This window comes from Bacillus sp. FSL R5-0560, assembly GCF_037966305.1.
GTDB lineage: Bacteria > Bacillota > Bacilli > Bacillales > Bacillaceae > Bacillus > Bacillus mojavensis.
In genome coordinates, this window is the sequence record NZ_CP150195.1 from 3,154,894 (window position 1) to 3,174,249 (window position 19,356).

Annotated in this window: 16 protein-coding genes; 3 read left to right on the forward strand and 13 right to left on the reverse strand. The window is 44.2% G+C overall.

The window, feature by feature from the left end:
• Window positions 1-57: 57 nt before the first annotated feature.
• From NST56_RS16695 to NST56_RS16715, 5 genes are all read right to left on the reverse strand, one after another.
• The gene (locus tag NST56_RS16695; protein ID WP_339177878.1) at window positions 58-2,127 is read right to left on the reverse strand and encodes a bifunctional aldolase/short-chain dehydrogenase; all 2,070 of its coding nucleotides are present in this window, start codon (window positions 2,125-2,127) and stop codon (window positions 58-60) included.
• 142 nt (window positions 2,128-2,269) lie between these two features.
• Window positions 2,270-4,258, reverse strand: coding sequence for a methyl-accepting chemotaxis protein (locus NST56_RS16700; RefSeq protein WP_268471495.1), 1,989 nt, complete (start codon window positions 4,256-4,258; stop codon window positions 2,270-2,272).
• 112 nt (window positions 4,259-4,370) lie between these two features.
• Window positions 4,371-6,356, reverse strand: coding sequence for a methyl-accepting chemotaxis protein (gene mcpA / locus NST56_RS16705; RefSeq protein WP_010331639.1), 1,986 nt, complete (start codon window positions 6,354-6,356; stop codon window positions 4,371-4,373).
• Window positions 6,357-6,482: 126 nt separating this feature from the next.
• Window positions 6,483-8,471: a methyl-accepting chemotaxis protein gene (locus NST56_RS16710; protein ID WP_339177882.1), complete on the reverse strand. Its 1,989-nt coding sequence runs from the start codon at window positions 8,469-8,471 to the stop codon at window positions 6,483-6,485.
• Window positions 8,472-8,645: 174 nt separating this feature from the next.
• Window positions 8,646-10,634 (reverse strand): methyl-accepting chemotaxis protein, encoded by a 1,989-nt coding sequence (locus NST56_RS16715; RefSeq protein WP_268448473.1) that lies wholly within the window; start codon window positions 10,632-10,634, stop codon window positions 8,646-8,648.
• 160 nt (window positions 10,635-10,794) lie between these two features.
• On the opposite strand from NST56_RS16715, the gene NST56_RS16720 reads away from it, so the two are divergent.
• Window positions 10,795-11,532: a protein-glutamine gamma-glutamyltransferase gene (locus tag NST56_RS16720; RefSeq protein ID WP_339177884.1), complete on the forward strand. Its 738-nt coding sequence runs from the start codon at window positions 10,795-10,797 to the stop codon at window positions 11,530-11,532.
• Between the two features lie 12 nt (window positions 11,533-11,544).
• On the opposite strand, the gene NST56_RS16725 is transcribed toward NST56_RS16720, so the two are convergent.
• The 7 genes from NST56_RS16725 to NST56_RS16755 form a co-directional block, all read right to left on the reverse strand.
• Window positions 11,545-11,799, reverse strand: coding sequence for a hypothetical protein (locus NST56_RS16725; RefSeq protein ID WP_339177886.1), 255 nt, complete (start codon window positions 11,797-11,799; stop codon window positions 11,545-11,547).
• A 24-nt stretch (window positions 11,800-11,823) separates the two neighbouring features.
• The gene (locus NST56_RS16730; protein WP_339177887.1) at window positions 11,824-12,855 is read right to left on the reverse strand and encodes a nitronate monooxygenase; all 1,032 of its coding nucleotides are present in this window, start codon (window positions 12,853-12,855) and stop codon (window positions 11,824-11,826) included.
• A gap of 14 nt (window positions 12,856-12,869) precedes the next feature.
• Window positions 12,870-13,268 carry a secondary thiamine-phosphate synthase enzyme YjbQ gene (locus NST56_RS16735; RefSeq protein ID WP_229149053.1) on the reverse strand — a complete coding sequence of 133 codons (399 nt, stop codon included), beginning with the start codon at window positions 13,266-13,268 and terminating at the stop codon, window positions 12,870-12,872.
• 117 nt (window positions 13,269-13,385) lie between these two features.
• The gene (locus NST56_RS16740; protein ID WP_339177893.1) at window positions 13,386-15,050 is read right to left on the reverse strand and encodes an alpha-glucosidase; all 1,665 of its coding nucleotides are present in this window, start codon (window positions 15,048-15,050) and stop codon (window positions 13,386-13,388) included.
• A gap of 179 nt (window positions 15,051-15,229) precedes the next feature.
• Window positions 15,230-16,519, reverse strand: a complete 1,290-nt coding sequence (locus NST56_RS16745) for a hemolysin family protein (protein WP_168748626.1) — start codon at window positions 16,517-16,519, stop codon at window positions 15,230-15,232.
• A gap of 43 nt (window positions 16,520-16,562) precedes the next feature.
• Entirely contained in the window at window positions 16,563-17,240 is a 678-nt protein-coding gene (locus NST56_RS16750) for a zinc metallopeptidase (RefSeq protein ID WP_010331648.1), read from the reverse strand.
• Window positions 17,241-17,284: 44 nt separating this feature from the next.
• The gene (locus tag NST56_RS16755) at window positions 17,285-17,548 is read right to left on the reverse strand and encodes a hypothetical protein (protein WP_123373899.1); all 264 of its coding nucleotides are present in this window, start codon (window positions 17,546-17,548) and stop codon (window positions 17,285-17,287) included.
• Between the two features lie 132 nt (window positions 17,549-17,680).
• Here NST56_RS16755 and NST56_RS16760 point away from each other — a divergent pair, with 132 nt between their 5' ends.
• Window positions 17,681-17,935: a protein mistic gene (locus NST56_RS16760; protein WP_339177900.1), complete on the forward strand. Its 255-nt coding sequence runs from the start codon at window positions 17,681-17,683 to the stop codon at window positions 17,933-17,935.
• Complete coding sequence (locus tag NST56_RS16765; protein WP_010331651.1) at window positions 17,932-18,918, forward strand: potassium channel family protein; 987 nt, start codon at window positions 17,932-17,934, stop codon at window positions 18,916-18,918. Before NST56_RS16760 ends, NST56_RS16765 begins: the two co-directional genes overlap by 4 nt.
• On the opposite strand, the gene NST56_RS16770 is transcribed toward NST56_RS16765, so the two are convergent.
• Window positions 18,915-19,319, reverse strand: a complete 405-nt coding sequence (locus NST56_RS16770) for a YugN-like family protein (RefSeq protein ID WP_339177902.1) — start codon at window positions 19,317-19,319, stop codon at window positions 18,915-18,917. The genes NST56_RS16765 and NST56_RS16770 overlap by 4 nt on opposite strands.
• Window positions 19,320-19,356: the final 37 nt, after the last annotated feature.

Genomic DNA, 19,356 nt, shown 5'->3' on the forward strand with positions numbered 1-19,356 from the left:
CGGTAACGTCCTTCCTCAATAATATCCCTCTTGTGGTTCCCATATCATAGCATACTTCTAACGCGTAAAAGCTGCCGGGACGCCGCCGTCTACTGTAACCATACATCCTGTCGTCTTTTCGGCTTTAGAAGAAGCAAGGAACGCGATTGATTCGGCAATATCCTGCGGGTAAATATTAACCAAAAGCGTCGTGCGTTTCCGATAATGTTCCTCTAGTTGATCCTGCCCTATTCCATATGCCGCAGCCCGTTCCTCCCGCCAGCTTGATCCCCAAATGGCTGAGCCTTGGAGAACCGCGTCAGGCAAAACTGAGTTTACTCGAATGCCGTATTCTCCTCCTTCTGCCGCAATACATCGTGCCAGATGGGTTTCAAGCGCTTTTACCGAACTGTAGGCTGAAGCGTTTTTTCCCGCATAGACTGCGTTTTTTGATCCTACAAACACCATGCTTCCGCCTATGTTTTGCTGTTTCATTTGCTTAAACGCTTCGCGGGCCACGAGGAAATAGCCTGTTCCCAATACATTGATATTGAGATTCCATTCTTTTAGACTAGTTTCGTCAAAAGGGCTTGATGTTGCCAGCCCGGCATTATTAACGACAATGTCAATTCCGCCGTAGGTAAGCGCTGCTTCTTCAAAGGCAGACTGTACCTCTTCTTCGTTTGTCACATCCATTTTGACAGCCATTGCGCGTCCTTCTCCGTACGTTTCGTTTATTTCCTCGGCAATTTTTTGTGCGCCTTCTATATTCAAGTCAGCCGCAATTACGTGTCCGCCTTCGGCCGCAAAGCGTCGGCAGGCTGCACTTCCGATTCCGCCGGCTCCACCTGTTACCAATGCTACTTTTCGAGAAAATTCTGCTTCCGGCGGGGCCAGCGTGAGTTTATATAATTCCAGCGGCCAGTATTCAACATGATAGGATTCATTTTCGTTTAGTGAAACAAATTGTCCGAGTGAGGTAGAGCCTTTCATTACAGCAATAGCTCTCTGATATAAAGCACCGCTTACTTTTGACATGGCAAGGCTTTTTCCCGTATTGACCATTCCAATGCCAGGAATCAAGATGACACGCGGCGCTGATTCAAAGATTTGATCTCCTTCCTGCTGATTGCGTGCAAAGTAAGCTTGATACTCTGCTTTGAAGCGCTCGATCCCTGACTTCAGCAGATCCTCCAGCTCCTGTGCATCTTGCGTTTCCGGATTCCATTCAATGTACAGCGGGACACGCTTTGTATGAACGAGGTGATCCGGACACGCAGCGCCGATTTGAGAAAGCTCCGGCGCTTGCACGCTGTTTACAAATTCTAATACCTCTTCATGATCGTCATAGGAGAGGATCATTTGCTTTTCATCGCTTACAGCTCCTCGGATAACTGGCATGATACCCGCCAGAATTTGTTTCCGCTTATCTGCTGGCAGTGACTCGTATCGCCTTCCGCCGAATCGCTGTTTTTGGTTGATGCGTTCATGAATGTACTGCTCGGCTTCTTGAATAATGGAGATCGTTTTCTCATAACACTTCTCTGACGTATCTCCCCAAGTGACTAAGCCGTGTTTTTCCATTAAGACAAGCTCGGCATTTGGATTGTTTGCCACGCCGTCTGCGATCATTTTAGACAGAGTAAATCCCGGGCGAACGTATGGCACCCACACAAACCGGCTGCCGTAAATGTCTTCGGCAATTTGTTTTCCATTATCAGCGCAGCAAATGCTGATAATCGCATCCGGATGGGTATGGTCAACATGGTTGTATGGCAAAAATGCGTGTAAGAGTGTTTCAATGGAAGGGCGGGGATGTTTGCTGTCTATCATACAATGAGACAAGTAATCTACCATTTCTTCATCAGACATCTGATCTCTTTCGATCAGGGGACGGATGTCATCTAATCTCAGACCGGTAAAGTTATGCGCTTTCATTGTTGCCAAGTCTGAGCCGCTTCCTTTTACCCACATCACTTCTATTTCGCGGCCTCTGAAATCCTTCTCCGTTGTTTTCATCGACGTATTGCCGCCGCCCCAGTTGCATACAGTGCGGTCTGCTCCGATTAAATTGGACCGATACACCAATTCTTCAACACCCTTTAATAGCTGGGCGGCATGTTCTGAATCCCATACATGTTTCACCATTTTCATCTTCCTCCGTCCCTTTTACTTGTATCCGCTTTCATTATATATCATGTTTGTTTGTTTTTGAATACCTTTTGTTTATTTTTGTTTTTATTAAGAAACAAAAAAGAAAGCAGCAAAGATATGCCGCTTTCTTTTTCTATTAAGATTCAATTTTAAATTTTTTCGTAATGTCTTGAAGTTCTTCCGCCATGTTCGCCAATGTTTCAGCTGAAGAGCTGATTTCCTCCATAGACGCAAGCTGTTCTTCCGCCGAAGCCGCGATATCTTGAATGCCCGCTGAGCTTTCTTTCGCTACTTCGGAAATTTCCTCAACCGCACTTGATACTTCCTGTGATCCGACTGACAGCTGTTCAACCGTTGCATTCAGATTTTGCAATTCACCGGATATTTGCGATGTCATCTCGTAGATTTGCTTAAAGCTTTCAGCTGTTTGGTCTGTAATTTGCAAGCCTTCTTTAACTTCATGATTCACGGATTGGAACATAGAGAGTGATGTGCTGATTTCTCTGACAATCTCTTGAATTAATCCTTCAATTTCCTTCGCAGAATGTGCTGATTGCACAGCAAGTTTTCTGACCTCTTCTGCTACAACAGAGAAACCTCTGCCGTATTCTCCGGCTCTGGCTGCCTCAATTGCTGCATTTAGAGCCAACAAGTTCGTTTGATCTGCAATGCCGTTAATGACATTTAAGATGCTGGTAATGTCCTGAGATTTTGTTTCAAGCCCTTTGACAACCGCTTCCGCTTTTTGAACGGATTCATCGATTGTCTTCATTTGGCCGACTGTGTGCTCTACCAGTTTTTCTCCGCTTCCGGCTGCCTCAGAGGACTGGATCGAAGACTTCGTAATGGTTGATGAAGCCTGAGCCACTTTTGATATGCCATGGTTCATTTGAGAAAGATGATCTGAGCTTGTTTCCAATTTCTCACTTTGCGCCTCGTTGCCATTTGAAAATTGTTCGATTGCCAGCGTAATGTGTTCAGTCGCCTTACTCGTTTGGGCTGCACTTGCCGTCAGTTCTTCGGAAGAGGATGCCACATTTTCTACAGACGTTTGAATAACACCGATGACAGAACGCAATGATTCAGACATTTCGTTAAAGCTTTCTCCTAGCTGGCCAAACTCATTTTTCGACTGAATATCAATCACTTCCGTTAAATCTCCGCTGCTGATTTTCGCAGATGTTGAAACCAATTTTCTTAACGGTTTGGTGATGGCGCGTATAATAAAGAGAATGAGAATGCCGCCGATAACAATGGACACACATAGAATGATAACGGCAGTGTTCAGTACCGGACTTGAAGCATCTTGCAATTCACTGACAAAGTACGTACCCGCAATTTTCCATCCCGTCAGTTTATTTGTCGTAAATGCCATTTTCTTTTCTTTGCCTTCGAAGGTATATTCAAATGAGCCGTCTGCTTTGGAATATACCTCTTTTGTCCAGTCGCCGGATCCAGTTGTTCCAGGCTTAATCGTCGGATGGGCGATATATTTTTTATCGCCTGTTGTAATAAATGCAAAGCCGTTTGTACCGATTTTTATTCTCTGTGAAGCTGCCAGCACTTCATCCAGATTTAAATCAAGCGCTATGACCCCTGAGCCATCTTTTAATTGTTTGGAAATTGTAATAACGATATCCCCTGTCGCTTCGTCAGTATATGGCTCTGAGAATACAGCTTGTCCTTTTTTCGCAACGGCTTGTTTGTACCAGTCACGTTCTGTCGGATCGAAACCTTTAGGAACGCCGCTTTCCGGATATTTGTAAAGCTTTTTATTTTCTGAAGCCGCATAGATTGCTCCTACATCGGCATTTAGTATTGTGTACTGCTTAAATTTTTCATTCAGTAAGGTTTTGTTTTTCCCTTGCAGTATGTCTTTATCAATCGTCTCACTGTAATAATCAATTGCTTTTACTTTATGATTCAATTTGTTTTCAAGTGTGCTGTTGAGTTCTTCAACGTTTCCTATTGCACTATTCGTAAGTTCCCTGTCCAGCGCGTTCCAAGCTGATTGATAACTGAAATATGCTAATACCCCAATCGGCAAAATAAGCACTGTCAGAAACGCAGCGATAAGCGGTTTGCTGATTGATGGCTGTTTGATCCAATGTATGAATTTTCCCATTCTCGATAATTCCTCCTTTAAGCTAAAAATAATATCGTCAAGCTAGGACAAAAGCTTTAATAAAAAAACTAAAAAAAACACCCAGGTGCAGAAGCCTGGGTGTTTCGACTAATTATTCGATTTTGAATCGTTTTGTCATATCGCGAAGCTCTTCAGCCATGCTTGAAAGTGTTTCTGCTGATGAGCTGATTTCTTCCATAGAAGCAAGCTGCTCTTCGGCTGATGCCGCGATATCTTGAATGTGGGCTGAGCTCTCTTTTGAAATCGATGCAATATGCTCAGACGCTCCCGATACCTCTTCAGAGCTGGCAGAAAGCTGCTGCACCGTGGCACTCATGTTTTGCAGTTCTCCGGCTATCTGGTTTGTCATTTCAGAGATTCGTTTAAAGCTTGTCTCTGTTTGATCTGTGATGTCAAGGCCTGTTTGCACCTCTTGGTTTACAGACTGGAACATGCCGAGAGATGTGTTGATTTCTTTCACAATTTCAATGATGAGTGCTTCAATTTCTTTAGCTGAATCAGCGGACTGTACAGCCAGTTTTCTGACTTCTTCCGCTACGACGGAGAAGCCGCGCCCGTATTCGCCTGCGCGCGCCGCTTCAATGGCAGCGTTTAATGCAAGCAGGTTCGTCTGGTCAGCAATACCGTTAATCACGCGCAGAATGTTTGTGATGTCTTTTGATTTGGTTTCCAATCCGCGAACAACTTGTTCCGCCTCTTTTACGGACTTGTCTATCACGTTCATTTGGCCGACAGTCTGATGAACAAGCTGTCCACCCGCACTCGCGATTTCTGTCGATTGAACAGATGAATCTGTAATGACTTCAGAGGCTTGAGCCATATTCGTCAATCCGTCATTCATCTGATAAATATGCTCTGCCGCTGTTTCGATGTTTTCATTTTGTTTTTCATTGCCGTTTGAAAATTGTTCAATCGCCAATGTGATATGCTCGGTCGCCTTGCTTGTTTGCGCGGCTGATGCCGTCAATTCCTCAGAGGAAGCGGCAACATTGTCTACCGAATCCTGAATGGCGTGTATGAGAGAGCGAAGTGAAGATGCCATATTGTTAAAGCTTTTGCCCAGTTCGCCCAGTTCATCTTTTGAACGGATATCAATCGTTTCCGTTAAATCTCCTTCACTGATCCGTTTTGAAGATCCAACAAGCTGTTTCAGCGGCGTCGTGATCGATCGAATAACCAATGTCATTACAATGATACCGACGAGAATGGCTGCAATCAGGACAATTGTTGCGAGGTGAAGTACAGGCTTAGCCGCATCATGAATCTCGTCCAGATACATCGTTCCGCCTATCTTCCATCCCGTTAGCTTGTTCGTATCAAAGGCCATTTTTTTCTTATCGCCGTTCATGCTGTATTGAAAATCGCCTTTATCGGCAGACAGCATCTGTTCAAGCCAGTCGCCTTTCAATTCGGTTCCTGAAGTCTCATTAGGATGCGCAACGACCTTTTTGTCTTTCGTCATAATAAAAGCATAGCCTTCTTTGCCGATGTTCACTTGTTTCGTCGTTTTCAGCAGGTTATCAATCGTCATGTTGATTGCGATAACGCCTGATCCGTCTTTTGTCTGCTGAGCAATTGTCACAACCATTGTGTTCGTAGATGCTGTTTTGTATGGATCTGTTATGACGACTTTGCCATTATTGGCAACCGCTTTTTTGTACCAGTCCCGTTCAACGGGATTATAATCGCTTGGCATCGGCAGATCTGGGTAACGGGTAAAGCGCCCGTCTTTGTCACTTGTATAAATAGATTCTACGTCTTTATTAATTTTAATATATTGTGAGAATTTCTCTTCAATGCTGGCATTGCTCTTTGCTTTATATTTCTTTTGTGTCAGCCATTCGCTGAAGTATTCGGCGCTGTTTTCTTTTTCTCCGATGCTGGTGTTAATGATTTCGTTTAGTTGCTGTACATTTTCTAATGCGCTTCCCATCATCTGTCTGTCGAGCGAGCTGCTGGCAGATCCATAAGCAATCGCCGCTAATATGGCAACTGGTATGATGAGAATCGATAGAAAGGAAACAAGAAGCTTCCGTGTAATTGATCTCTGTTTGATAAGTTGGAGTATTTTTTTCATCAGTTCATTTCTCCTTTTTTATGCTACCCTTCATATCGGCTGAAAATGGGTAAATATATACATTAAAAAAGAAGAAATTCAAGAAAAATAACTAAATCCCTATTAAAAATTAGTGATTTAGACCTATTAATCATCCAATTTAAATCGTTTTGTCAAATCTCGCAGCTCTTCAGACATTTTTTCAAGCGTCTGTGCCGAAGAGCTGATTTCTTCCATGGAGGCAAGCTGCTCCTCGGCTGAAGCGGCGATATCTTGAATGCCGTCCGAACTTGCTTTCGAAATAGCGGCGATATCTATAGAAGCAGCGGATATTTCCTGAGAACCCGCCGACAGCTGTTCAACCGTCGCATTCATGTTTTGCAGTTCTGCAGCAATTTGATTCGTCATTTTTGATATATGGTTAAAGCTTTGTTTTGTTTCGTCTGTCATGACCAGGCCTGTTTCCACTTCTTTATTCACAGATTGAAGCACGTTTAATGATGTATGGATCTCTTTTACGATTTCGCTGATCAGCGATTCAATTTCCTTAGCTGAATCTGCCGACTGTACCGCAAGTTTTCTCACTTCTTCAGCGACCACAGAAAAGCCTCGCCCGTACTCGCCTGCTCTTGCCGCTTCAATGGCGGCATTTAATGCTAAAAGATTGGTTTGATCTGCAATGCCGTTGATAACACGTAAAATATTTGTGATATCCTTTGATTTAATTTCCAGGCCTTTGACCACTTGCTCCGCTTCTTTCACAGAATGATCAATCGTATTCATTTGGCCGGCTGTTCTCTGAACGAGTGTTTCCCCTGCGCTTGACACTTCGGTGGAATCTGCAGAGGTTTCTGTAATGACTGCCGCCGCCCGAGCCAGCTCTGCCAGTCCGTCGTTCATTTCGTTAATTTGTTCTGTTGTTGTCTCGATTCTGTCGCTCTGGTTTTCGCTTCCGTTTGAAAATTGTTCGATTGCCTTTGTAATGTGTTCAGTGGCCTTGCTTGTCTGATCTGCGGAAGCTGTCAGCTCTTCTGACGATGAGGCGACATGTTCTACAGAATCTTTGATGCCGTGGATCAGCGAACGGAGAGAGTGCGCCATATTGTTGAAGCTTTGGCTCAGAACCCCGAGTTCGTCTTTTGATGTGATTTCTATCGTTTCTGTTAAATCGCCTTTACTGATTTTTTCAGCTGACGCAACGATGCGTTTCAAAGGCCTTGTAATCGATCGAATGACAAAATAGGTCGCCGTGATTCCGGCTGCAATGGCAATGGCCAGAACAACTGATGCCATAACAAGAACCTTGCTTGCGGCATCATGGATCTCGTCAGCATACATCGTGCCGCTAATTTTCCAGCCTGTTGTTTCGCTTGTGGCGAACGCCATTTTCTTCTTCTTTCCTTTGTGCATATATTCAAAGTCACCACTTTTGTCTTTGTAAAGTTTGTCTATCCACTCCCCTTCTAACTGCGTTCCCGCTTTTTCACCGGAGTAGGCGATGACTTCTTTATTTTGGCTGAGGATAAAGGCATAGCCTTCTTTGCCAATACTGATTTCTTTTGCGGTTTCCACAAGGTCATCGATTTTCATATCCATGGCGACAACGCCTGATCCGTCCTTTGTCTGGCGTGCAATGGTGACAACCATTTTTCCTGATGAAATGGATTCGTAAGGTTCGGTCACAATTGTCTTTCCTTTATTAGCCATGGCTTCTGTGTACCAGTCACGTTCTAAAGCATTAAAGTCGCTCGGCATGTCTGCGTGCGGATAGCGTGTGAATGTCCCGTCTTTACTGCTTGAAAACACCGCAGCGACATTGTCATTCATTTGAATAAATTGTTTAAATTCTTGTTTGAGTTCCGTTTTTTTCTTGTCTTTCAACTTGTCTGCTGTCGCCCAGTCGCTGAAAAACGCGAGGCTTTTTTCAGTCGTTTTGATCTTACCGTCAATAATGTTATCTAATATTTGAACGTTTTCCTTTGCGCTTTGCGTCATCTGTATGTCAAGAGATGCAACGGCTGATTGATACGCGCTTACCGATAGTGCCGCAATTGGGACAATTAAGATCAGCAGGAAAGAAATAATGAGTCTCCTGGCAATTGATGATCTGCGAATGGTGGTGAGTGTTTTTTTCATTCCTCTTGAACCTTCTTTCAATAATTTACAAATTATATCGGCTGATATTCCTTTATCTTACATTGAAAATGAAGGAAAAAATGAAAAATAGTTCTAAACTCACCGTTTTAGACAGGTCTTTTTTATTATTTCTTATACAAAAAAACAGCGCTTCATACGCGCTGTTTTTTGCTCTTATTCAATTTTAAATTTTTTCGTCAGATCACGAAGCTCTTCTGCCATCTGCGCCAGGGTCGTGGCTGACGAACTGATTTCTTCCATAGAAGCAAGCTGCTCCTCGGCCGATGCGGCAATGTCTTGAATGCTTGCCGAGCTTTCTCTTGAAACATCGGCAATTCCGCTCACCGCTGCCGATACATGCTCTGATCGGCCTGACAGCTGTTCAACGGTTGTATTCATCGTCTGCAATTTGTCTGCAATCTCATTTGTCATGGTGAAAATACTTTGGAAGCTTTCCTTTGTATTGTCTGTGACAACCAGCCCCGATTGCACTTCTTGATTAACGGCTTTAAACATGTGAAGAGAAGTTTCGATTTCTGCTACGATCTCCTGGATTAGTTTCTCGATTTCTTTAGATGAGTCTGCAGATTGAACGGCCAGTTTACGCACTTCCTCCGCTACAACAGAGAAGCCTCTCCCTGATTCCCCAGCCCGCGCCGCTTCAATGGCTGCATTTAATGCCAGCAGGTTTGTTTGGTCAGCAATCCCGTTGATGACTCGTAAAATACTCGTGATATCTTTTGATTTTCCTTCTAAGCCTTTCACCACTGCTTCAGCCTGCTGAACAGACTCATTAATTGAATTCATCTGCCCGACTGTCTGCTGGACAAACTTCTCGCCTGTACCCGCGATTTCCGTTGATTGAATAGACGCCTTCGTAATGTCTGATGATGTTTGTGAGACTTGCTGGAGCCCTTCATTCATCATGTTCAGCTGATGAGAGCTGGATTCTACTTTTTCGCTTTGCTCTTCGTTTCCGTTTGAGAACTGCTCAATTGCCATTGTGATATGTTCCGTCGCCTTGCTCGTTTGTCCGGCGGATGCAGTCAGCTGTTCGGATGATGCGGCAACATTATTAACCGAGTCTTGAATGGCGCTAATAAGCGAACGCAAGGATTGTCCCATTTCGTTAAAGCTTTCGCCAAGCTCTCCCAGTTCATCTTTCGACCGGATTTCGATGGTTTCTGTCAAATCCCCGCTGCTGATCATTTTTGATGATTGAACCAGACGTTTTAACGGTTTTGTGATCGAACCCACGATAAACAGGATTAATATTCCGCCTATAAGTATCGAAGCAATCAGCACAATCATGCCTGTTGTGAGAACTGATTTTGAGGCATCTTTGATTTCACTCATATACATGGTGCCGGCAATTTTCCAGCCAGTCAGCTGATTTGTCGTATACGTCATCTTTTTATCCTCATGATTCAGGGTATACTGCAGCTCGCCGCTGTCCTTGTCATACATTTTGGCTACCCAGTCGCCTGACAGCTTTTCACCAGCCTTATGGTTTTGATGGGCGACATATGTTTTGTTTTTCGTGGCAATGAAAACATAGCCCTCTTTTCCGACTTTAATCTGTTTCATCTGTTCCAACAGCTTATCAATTGTGATATCCATGGCGACGACACCTGAACCATCCTTCAATTCCTGAGCAATCGTTATGACCATGCTTCCGTCATTGGCTGCCACATAAGGATCGGTCACTATGATGTCACCGCCGGCTTTCATAGCATCCTGGTACCAAGCTCGTTTTCTCGGATCGTAGCCATCCGGCAATTTTTCTTTCGGTGCCTGTACATATGTGCCGTTTTCTGCCCCAGCGTAGATTCTGGCTACGTCTTGGTTAATAGAAACATATTGCGAAAACTTGGCTTTAAGCTCTTCCTGTTTGGATTTTCCTTTAAACGCAGAGCTTTTCAGTGATTCACTGAAAAAGCTGATGCCTTTCGCTTTTGCTCCTAAATCATTTGTAACTGTTGTATTAAATGAATCGACACTATTTTTCGCATTTCCCATGATTTCCTGATCCAGTTTTCCGCTTGCTGAGCGGTAAGAACTGAATTCCAATATAAGAATCGGAATAATTAAAATCACAACAAATGAAATCATTAGCTTTCTAGAAATTGACGGTTTTGTCAGCCAATTGATAAAAGTCTTCATATCCAGTTTCTCCTTCAGGTTTGATACACTATATATCGGCTGCTTTAAAAAGTTTTTAAAATCAGACGCAAGAAATTTCCTTTCCGGCTTTTTCTCTGTTTTTTTAACTTTCATTGCCCGAGCCTTGTGCATAGTTTATAAAAAACAAGGGGGGCTTCAGATGATTATTATATCCGGACAATGGCTCCGTCCCCAAGACATTGAAAACTGGCAAATTGACAAGAACCTGAACCCGCTGCTAAAAGAATTGATTGAAACACCCGTTCAATTTGATTATCATTCGATCGCTGAACTGACGTTTGAGCTTCATTTGCGCATGAATATCGTTGAATCGGCAAAAGCGCTGCATAAAAGCGGAGCGAAGTTCGCCACCTTTGTAAAAACATACGGGAATACAGCGTATTGGCGGGTTTCACCGGAAGGGGCTCTGGAGCTTAAGTATAAAATGCCGCCTTCAAAGGCGATTCGGGATATTGTAGAGAACGGCCCGTTTTACGCGTTTGAATGCGCGACGGCAATTGTTGTGATTTATTACTTAGCTTTGCTTAAAACCATCGGAGAAGAAAAATTCGACGCAGCCTTTGACAGAATTATTTTGTATGACTGGCATTATGAGAAATTGCCGATATATACAGAAACGGGACATCACTTTTTTCTTGGAGACTGTTTGTATTTTAAAAATCCTGAATTTGATCCGCAGAAAGCGCAGTGGAGAGGCGAAAATGTGATTTTATTAGAAAAGGACAAATATTTCGCTCACGGCTTGGGGATTTTAAACGCTCAGCAAATTATTGATAAGCTGAATTCCTTCAGAAGAAAAGGAGCCGTACAGTCCGCTTATCTCCTTTCACAAGCGACCAGGCTTGATATTCCGTCTCTCTATCCCATCACCCGCTAAAAACCCCACCGTCTATTTTGGGGACGATGGGGTTTCAAATGCTTTTCGTTTTCGATAGAAAGGGACTGTGCCGAAATACTGGTTCGCAGCCCATTCCATTTTTTCAAGGTCAGTTCTCGTCACGATGGGATCTTGGCTGCTCCACTTGATACATCGGACAAAATAATACCCTTGGATGGGAGCCATTGTAACTTTTGAATGAGGCCAGTCTTCAAATACAAACTCAATTTTCCCTTTCTTTTTATAAGAATATTGAAGAATGTTCATCGTCTGTCACCTCTGTTGGTTACGTTACGATTGGCAAAGCTCAGCTATCAGCGTTCTCACGTCAGCGGATCTATTGAGCATTCCGACTGATTGCCCCGCCCACAGAGACATGTGACCGGAATCTTTGGCTGCGGCGGCATGTTTTCTCATTGGTTTTGTTAACGTGTTTTGCAATGGATAAGGAAGTGTATTTGCCTCTTCAGCTTGTTGCTCTTTCATCCATTGGTTGACTATACCCCTTGCAGGCTTTCCCGAAAACAATGCGGTAAGGCGTGTGTCTGTTCCATGTGCTTCTTTTAATTCCTGTCTGTACGTTTCAGAGGCTTCGCTTTCCTCACACATAAGAAATGGAGTCCCGACCTGTACACCTTGGGCTCCAAGACAGTGAGCTGCTTGGACGCCGCGGCGGTCTGCAATTCCGCCTGCCGCAATCACGGGTACTGAAACAGCGTCTGCAGCTTGGGGAACCAGTGACATTAAGCCAATAGAAGACTCTCCGCTGACCGGCAGAAAAGAACCGCGGTGGCCGCCTGCTTCACTGCCTTGCAGCACGATGATATCCATTCCGCGCTCTTCCAGCAGGACGGCTTCTTGCGGCGAAGTAGCCGTTCCGATAAGACAGCACCCATTTTCCTTTAATACATGAATGCTTTCATCAGGCGGGATGCCGAACGTAAATGAACAGGCTCTTACATTGTATGTAAGAATCAGATTTATTTTTTGATGAAAATCCTCCCACTCTGCCTCTTCTGAAGGAAAAGCAGCCGCCTGTTCGGCAAACGGAATGTTCTTTTTCCATGTGTGAACCGTTTTATCGTCCGGTGCCTTCCTTTTTTCCGGCACGAACACATTTACCTGAAAAGCGCTGCTGGTCAATTCCTGCATCTCGATGATTTGTTTTTCAAGCGTACCCGGACTGAGATATCCGGAAGCGAGACTTCCGAGTGCGCCTTCATTCGACACAGCGGCTGCCAGCCGGGGTGTGACCAGGCCGCCTGCCATCGGCGCCTGAATGACAGGCTTTGATAATGATAATGCTTGCATCCATTGAGTCATAGAAGCACCTCCTGTTAATCCATAATTTTGATATGGCATGTTCGGTGACGCGGGCCGTCAAATTCGCAGAAATAAATACCTTGCCACGTCCCGAGAATGAGACGCCCATTTTCAATTATGACATGCTGTGAGGCGCCTACCGTACTGGACTTCATATGTGCAGCTGTATTGCCTTCTATATGGCGGTCCAGCTCATGGTCCCATGGATAAATCTCATCAAATCTTCGGAGCATATCTCTTTTCACATCGGGATCGGCATTTTCATTAATTGTAATGCCTGCCGTCGTATGCGGACAGTAAATCAGCGCTGCCCCGTTTGCCACCCCTGTTTCTTGGAGAAACGCTTCCACCTCGTGAGTGATTTCAATCATTTCATCTCTTTTGTTTGTTTTGATTTGCAGTGTTTTCAGCATATCGTTTCTCCTTTCAATTCCCCTTCTCTTTGCATATTCGTTCTGTGTTCTTTTTTTCCTGTTACATCAGGCTCATAAACCTGAAGAAAACAAAAACTCCAGCTTTTTGCCGGAGTTTTATTGCCATAGGTATACTCTGGCTTCATAAGGTTTTAACAGCAGTGATGTCGTATGCTTGTGCGGTTCTGTTTCCATATTTGACAGGAGGAGTTTGTCAGTGGATAACGGCAATGCGGGATATCTGCAGAACGCCGGCGAACCCGTCAGATTTGCCACAATCAGTGCCGTTTGGCTCTCGTTTTTGCGAAGGTATGCAAAGATTTGCTGATCTTCCGGCAGAATCAGCTCGTATTGGCCATAAATAAATACATCATATGTTTGGCGGAGTTTGATCAAGCTTTTGTAAAAGTGATAGACAGATGTGTTATCGTTTAGTTGCGCCTCGGCGTTCAGCCATGTGTAATTGTCATTTACCCCAAGCCATGGCTTGGCATCAGAAAACCCAGCGTGAGAAGAAGCATTCCATTGCATGGGGGTTCGTGAATTGTCTCTTCCCTTTTTCCAGACAATCTTCATTACTTCCTCATGAGAAGCGCCTTTTGCGGTCTCAATGTCATACAGCCGCTTCATCGCGACATCATCATAATCCTCAATGGAAGGAAACGCCACATTGGTCATGCCGATTTCCTGTCCCTGATAAATAAACGGCGTACCTTTCATCAGAAAATAAACAGCGGCGAGCGCTTTTGCACTTTCCTTTAAGAAATTCCCGTCGTCTCCCCATACAGAAACAGAACGAGGCTGATCATGGTTTTCCATGAACAAAGCGTTCCAGCCGATTCCCTCCAAACTGTTCTGCCACTCTGTTAAAATTCGTTTGAAAGCAGCGATATCGATGGTTTCATTTATCTCTATATCCCACAGGCCGAGATGTTCAAATTGAAAAATCATGCTGAAAATGCCGGATTCCTCTCCCACCCACTCAGCCGCCTCCTTTGCCGCGACACCGTTTGCCTCTCCGACCGTCATGATCGGATAGCGGGAAAATGTGTTTTCCTTCAGTTCTGTTAAAAAATCTAAAATACCCTCAGCATTCATATGATAAGGAAAGGATGGAACATAGGACAGCCCTTTCGGATTCGGCAGATCAGGCAGCCCTTCTTTTTTCTTAATATGAGAAATGGCATCCACCCGAAATCCGTCTATGCCTTTATCAAGCCACCAATTGATCATGTCATAAACGGTGTTTCTTACCACTACATTTTCCCAGTTCAGATCGGGCTGCTTTTTATCAAAAAGATGGAGATAGTACTGGCTTGTCTGTTGATCATACTCCCAAGCCGATCCGCCGAAAATGCTTTCCCAATTGTTCGGCTCTTTTCCGCCTTTCCCGTCCTTCCAAATATACCAGTCGCGTTTTTGGGATTGTAAAGATGCACGTGATTCAATGAACCATGGATGTTCATCACTTGTATGATTCACGACAAGATCCATAATGAGCTTCATGCCAAGCTCATGAGTATCATGAAGCAGCTGATCAAAATCTGCCATTGTGCCGAAATCGCTCAATATGTTTTTGTAATCTCTAATATCATAGCCGTTATCCGCATTGGGTGAGTCGTACAAGGGGCAAATCCAAATCACATTGGCACCTAGTTCTTTTATGTACGGAAGCTTGGACCTGATTCCTTGAATATCCCCGATACCATCGCTGTTTGAATCTTTGAAGCTTCGGGGATAAATTTGGTAGACCACCGCTTCCTTCCACCAAGCCTTTTTCATACAGCCACTCCTTCCTGTGTGTTTTATATCTTATGTAGAAAAAGGCCATTGAAGCATTCATTTTTTCAGAAAAAAACCTCTTGCCAATGACAAAAGACTGATCAATGTTTCAGAAGCCTTTGGTCCGGTTTTTCTTTGAATGCTCAAAAAAACAGCCGCGTCTAGCCGGCTGTTTTTGATTAAAACTCTGTTTTTTTGATTTCGACAAATCGAATATGATGGTCTTCAGCATCGAGGATTTTAAACTCGCAGCCCTCGGCCTGTATCACATCTCCTGCTTTCAGCTCCATTTTTTGCGTCAGAAGCCAGCCTGCAATCGTATCAATTTCTTCATTCTCAATGGCAATGTCGAGCAGGTCATTCACTTCATCTATTAGCGCTTTTCCATCCATCACATAATGGTGCTCGCCCTTTTTCAAAATATGCGGCGTTTCATCCTGGTCATATTCATCACGGATTTCCCCGACAATTTCTTCGATAATATCCTCGACAGTGACAAGCCCCGCCGTACCCCCGTATTCATCTACGAGAATGGCCATATGAATCCGTTCCTTCTGCATGCGGATTAAAAGCTCCTGAACAGGAATGCTTTCAATGACCCTGATGACAGGTCTCATAATTTGCTTCAGTTTAATCGGCTGGCCTAGAAAATACGCTTTAAACATATCTTTGCTGTTGATAATCCCTAAAATATGATCCTTATCTTCTTTGATGACAGGATACCGTGTATACCGTTCGTTAATGATGAGATGAATCGCCTCTTCAAGCGACTGCTCCAGAGAAATGACAGCGATTTCTGTTCGCGGAATCATAATTTCTCTCGCCACGCGGTTGTCGAATTCAAAAATCTTATTCACATAGCGAAATTCGGACTGGTTGATTTCCCCTTTTTCATAGCTTTCTGACAGGATCAGCCTCAGTTCTTCCTCACTGATGACAACCTCATGCTCCTTTACTGAATGAAACCCAAACAGCTTCACAAGAAAACTCGCAGAGCCGTTCAAAGCTTTGATAAACGGATACATGATTTTATAAAACCAGATCAGCGGCTTTGCGATCCATAAACTGACGGCCTCCGCCTTTTGAATCGAAACCGTCTTCGGCGCAAGCTCTCCCATCACCACATGCAAAAAAGTGACGATAATAAATGCAACAATAAAGGTGACGATGTGATTGATGGGTTCCGGCATACCCGTCATTGTAAATAAGGGATGAAGAATGTGCTCCAATGTTGGTTCACCGAGCCACCCGAGGCCGAGCGCCGTGATCGTAATCCCGAGCTGGCAGGCTGATAAATACTCGTCTAGATTAGAAATGATTTTGTGTACGGCAAGCGCACGGCTGTCACCGCTTTCCATGAGCTGATTGATTTTCGAACCCCGAATCTTAACAATCGCAAATTCCGCTGCAACAAAAACAGCCGTAATGCCAATCAAAACAAAAATGGCTACCAATTGTAGAATAAGCAAAAAAAGCCCTTACCGTAAATGGTAAGGGGCCACCTCCTTAACGTTAATTCTCATTACGACCGTTTAAGAAGATCATCACAAACCGAAGAAGTTCAAACAGGGAAACCAGCGCGGCGGCCACATACGTCAATGCAGCGGCACTCAGCACTTTATTTACACCGTGTTCTTCGTTGTTTCGAATGAATCCTTCAGACACAATAATTTGCTTCGCGCGTGAACTTGCATTGAATTCAACAGGCAGTGTGATCAGCTGGAAAAAAACAGCGGCTGAAAACAGAATGATGCCGAGCCCGATGAGGTTCAGACTGCCAAGAAGCATGCCCCCCAAAAAAAGCAAAGGAGCCACTCCGGATGCAAAATTCACAACGGGGAACATTTTATGTCTCAGCACAAGCGCACCATATGATTCCTGATGCTGCAAGGCATGTCCGACTTCATGGGAAGCAACGGATATGGCGGAAATTGAGCGGCCGTAATAAACCGGCTCAGATAAACGCACCACCCGTCTTGTCGGGTCGTAATGGTCTGTTAAAGCGCCTCTTACCGGTTCAACCGGCACGTCGTAAAGACCGTTTATATCTAAAATCCGTCTTGCGGTTTCTGCCCCTGTTCGACCGCTTGAGGCTTCCACTTTTGAATATTTTTCAAAGTTGCTCTTTACTTTAAATTGTGCCCAAAACGACAATCCCAATGCGGCTATTGTTAAAAATATAAACAGCATGTTTCATCATCCTTTTTTAAAGATCGTATGTTTCTTTATTACGATTATTTTAATGAGTTTTCTTTCTCGTGTACAGAAATGCGCTTTTTCTTCCGTCTCGGTGCACACATTCCGATAAGCAAAAGGAACAAGCCGGCCGAAAACAAATAAAAAGAAAAGCCTCCAATCAGCTTATTCAAAAAATGATGCCATGAGAAGCTATCGGAAAAGTGATTATAAGAATTCAAGTCGAAAATAAACAAAATCACTGCGGATGCCGCAAGCTGCGTACCGATCAAAACCACAACGGTTCTCTGAATGATCGTCATCTGTTCCACCTTTTTTCGCTGATTTGTTTTAGTTTATGGAGAAAACCGGTTTTATATGTTTTAGTTCATTTTTTGAAAAACAACGCCGGAAGTAGGACATACTGTTATAAAAAGAGCACGGGTGTGATGAACATGAAAGTGACGAGTGAGGAAAAGGAACAGCTGAGTACAGCGATTGACCGAATGAATGAAGGACTGGACGTATTTATCCAGTTTTATAATGAATCTGAAATCGATGAACCCCTTATTCAGCTGGAAGACGATACAGCTGAACTCATGAAGCAGGCCCGCGACCTGTACGGCCAGGAAAAGCTAAATGAGAAGCTGAACACAATTATCAAACAGATTTTATCTATTTCATTATCTGAAGAAGGAGAAAAAGAATGAAGTCAAATCGGATCTTTATCTCATGGCTGAGGTGGCCGTTATTTATTCGAATCGGGCTGATCATTCTTTTTCTAGTTCTTTTGTTCGGGCAAATCATTTATTTACTTGAGCCCAAGCAGTTTACTTCTGTCTTCGAAGGTATTTGGTGGGCCGTGGTTACCGTCTCAACAGTAGGCTACGGGGATTATGTGCCGCACACGCCGCTTGGTCAAGTAGCCGGAATGCTGCTGATATTAATCGGGGCAAGCTTTGTCACTGCTTACTTTGCCACCTTATCCGCTGCCGCTTTCAGTAAACAGCACCGCTACATAGAGGGTAAGGTCGCTTACAAAGGACGGGGCCATGTCATTATTATCGGCTGGAATGAAAAATCAAATCGCCTTTTGAGAGAGCTTCAGCTGGCGGCGCCCTCCAAGACAGTCGTTCTGATTGATGAAACGTTAAAAGAAGGGCCGCTCATTGAAAATGTCCATTTCATACGCGGACATGCCGCAGATGATGAAACGCTGAAACGAGCCAATATTACTGAGGCGGACACAGTTATGGTCACCGCCGACCAATATAAAAGTGAAGCAGAGGCGGACATGCTGTCGGTGCTGATTCTTTTATCAGTCAAAGGATTGAATCCGCTGGCTTACTGTATTGTCGAAATTCTAACTGACCGCTTTGTCACCAATGCAGAACGGGCAGGCGCTAATAAAATTATCGGGACATCTCAGCTCTTAAGCCGCGTCATGCTGGAACATTACCGGGTCAAATTGCAGCTGTCTAAACCGCAAAGCTTAATCGAGCTGACACTCGATAAAAAAGTGCGGCTGATTTCGGTTCCTTCTGAGCTGCAGGGCGCCGCTTATAAAACATGCGTCCTCTATTTTCTAGATCACAACACCACCATTATCGGCATACAAAAAGAGGAAGGGCCTATGATTACCCCTCCTCTTTCATATAAAGTGCTTGAAACAGACCAGTTCCTTGCGCTTTAACCCAGCAGAACATCCTCCAGCTCTTTGACAAGGGAGGCGCCGATATCCAAATACGCCGGATCAATTTCCGCGTCCCGTCTTTCGGGTTCAGAAAATTGATTAAACAGCGATTGAAACGGCCCTCCTTCAGCATAATCATCAAGGCCTGCCTGGAACACCTGCCTCAGCATAAACGGAGTTCCGATACGGACAGCTGCCCCGCGTTCATCGAGACTGCCTTGTATGGCATTGACGGGAATTCTTAAAAACAAATATCCGTCTTTATCATCAATTTTATAATCAAAATAGCCGTGGTCGTACTCCCAGCCGCCGTTTATCACATAACCGAGCGGCTTCATGACTTGTTCCAGCTCCTGAAGCAAAAAAGGCTGCCCATCTATCGCGGAAGGTATTGTAATCATCAAACTGCCCCTTTTTTCATTTATCCTGTCCTGCCGA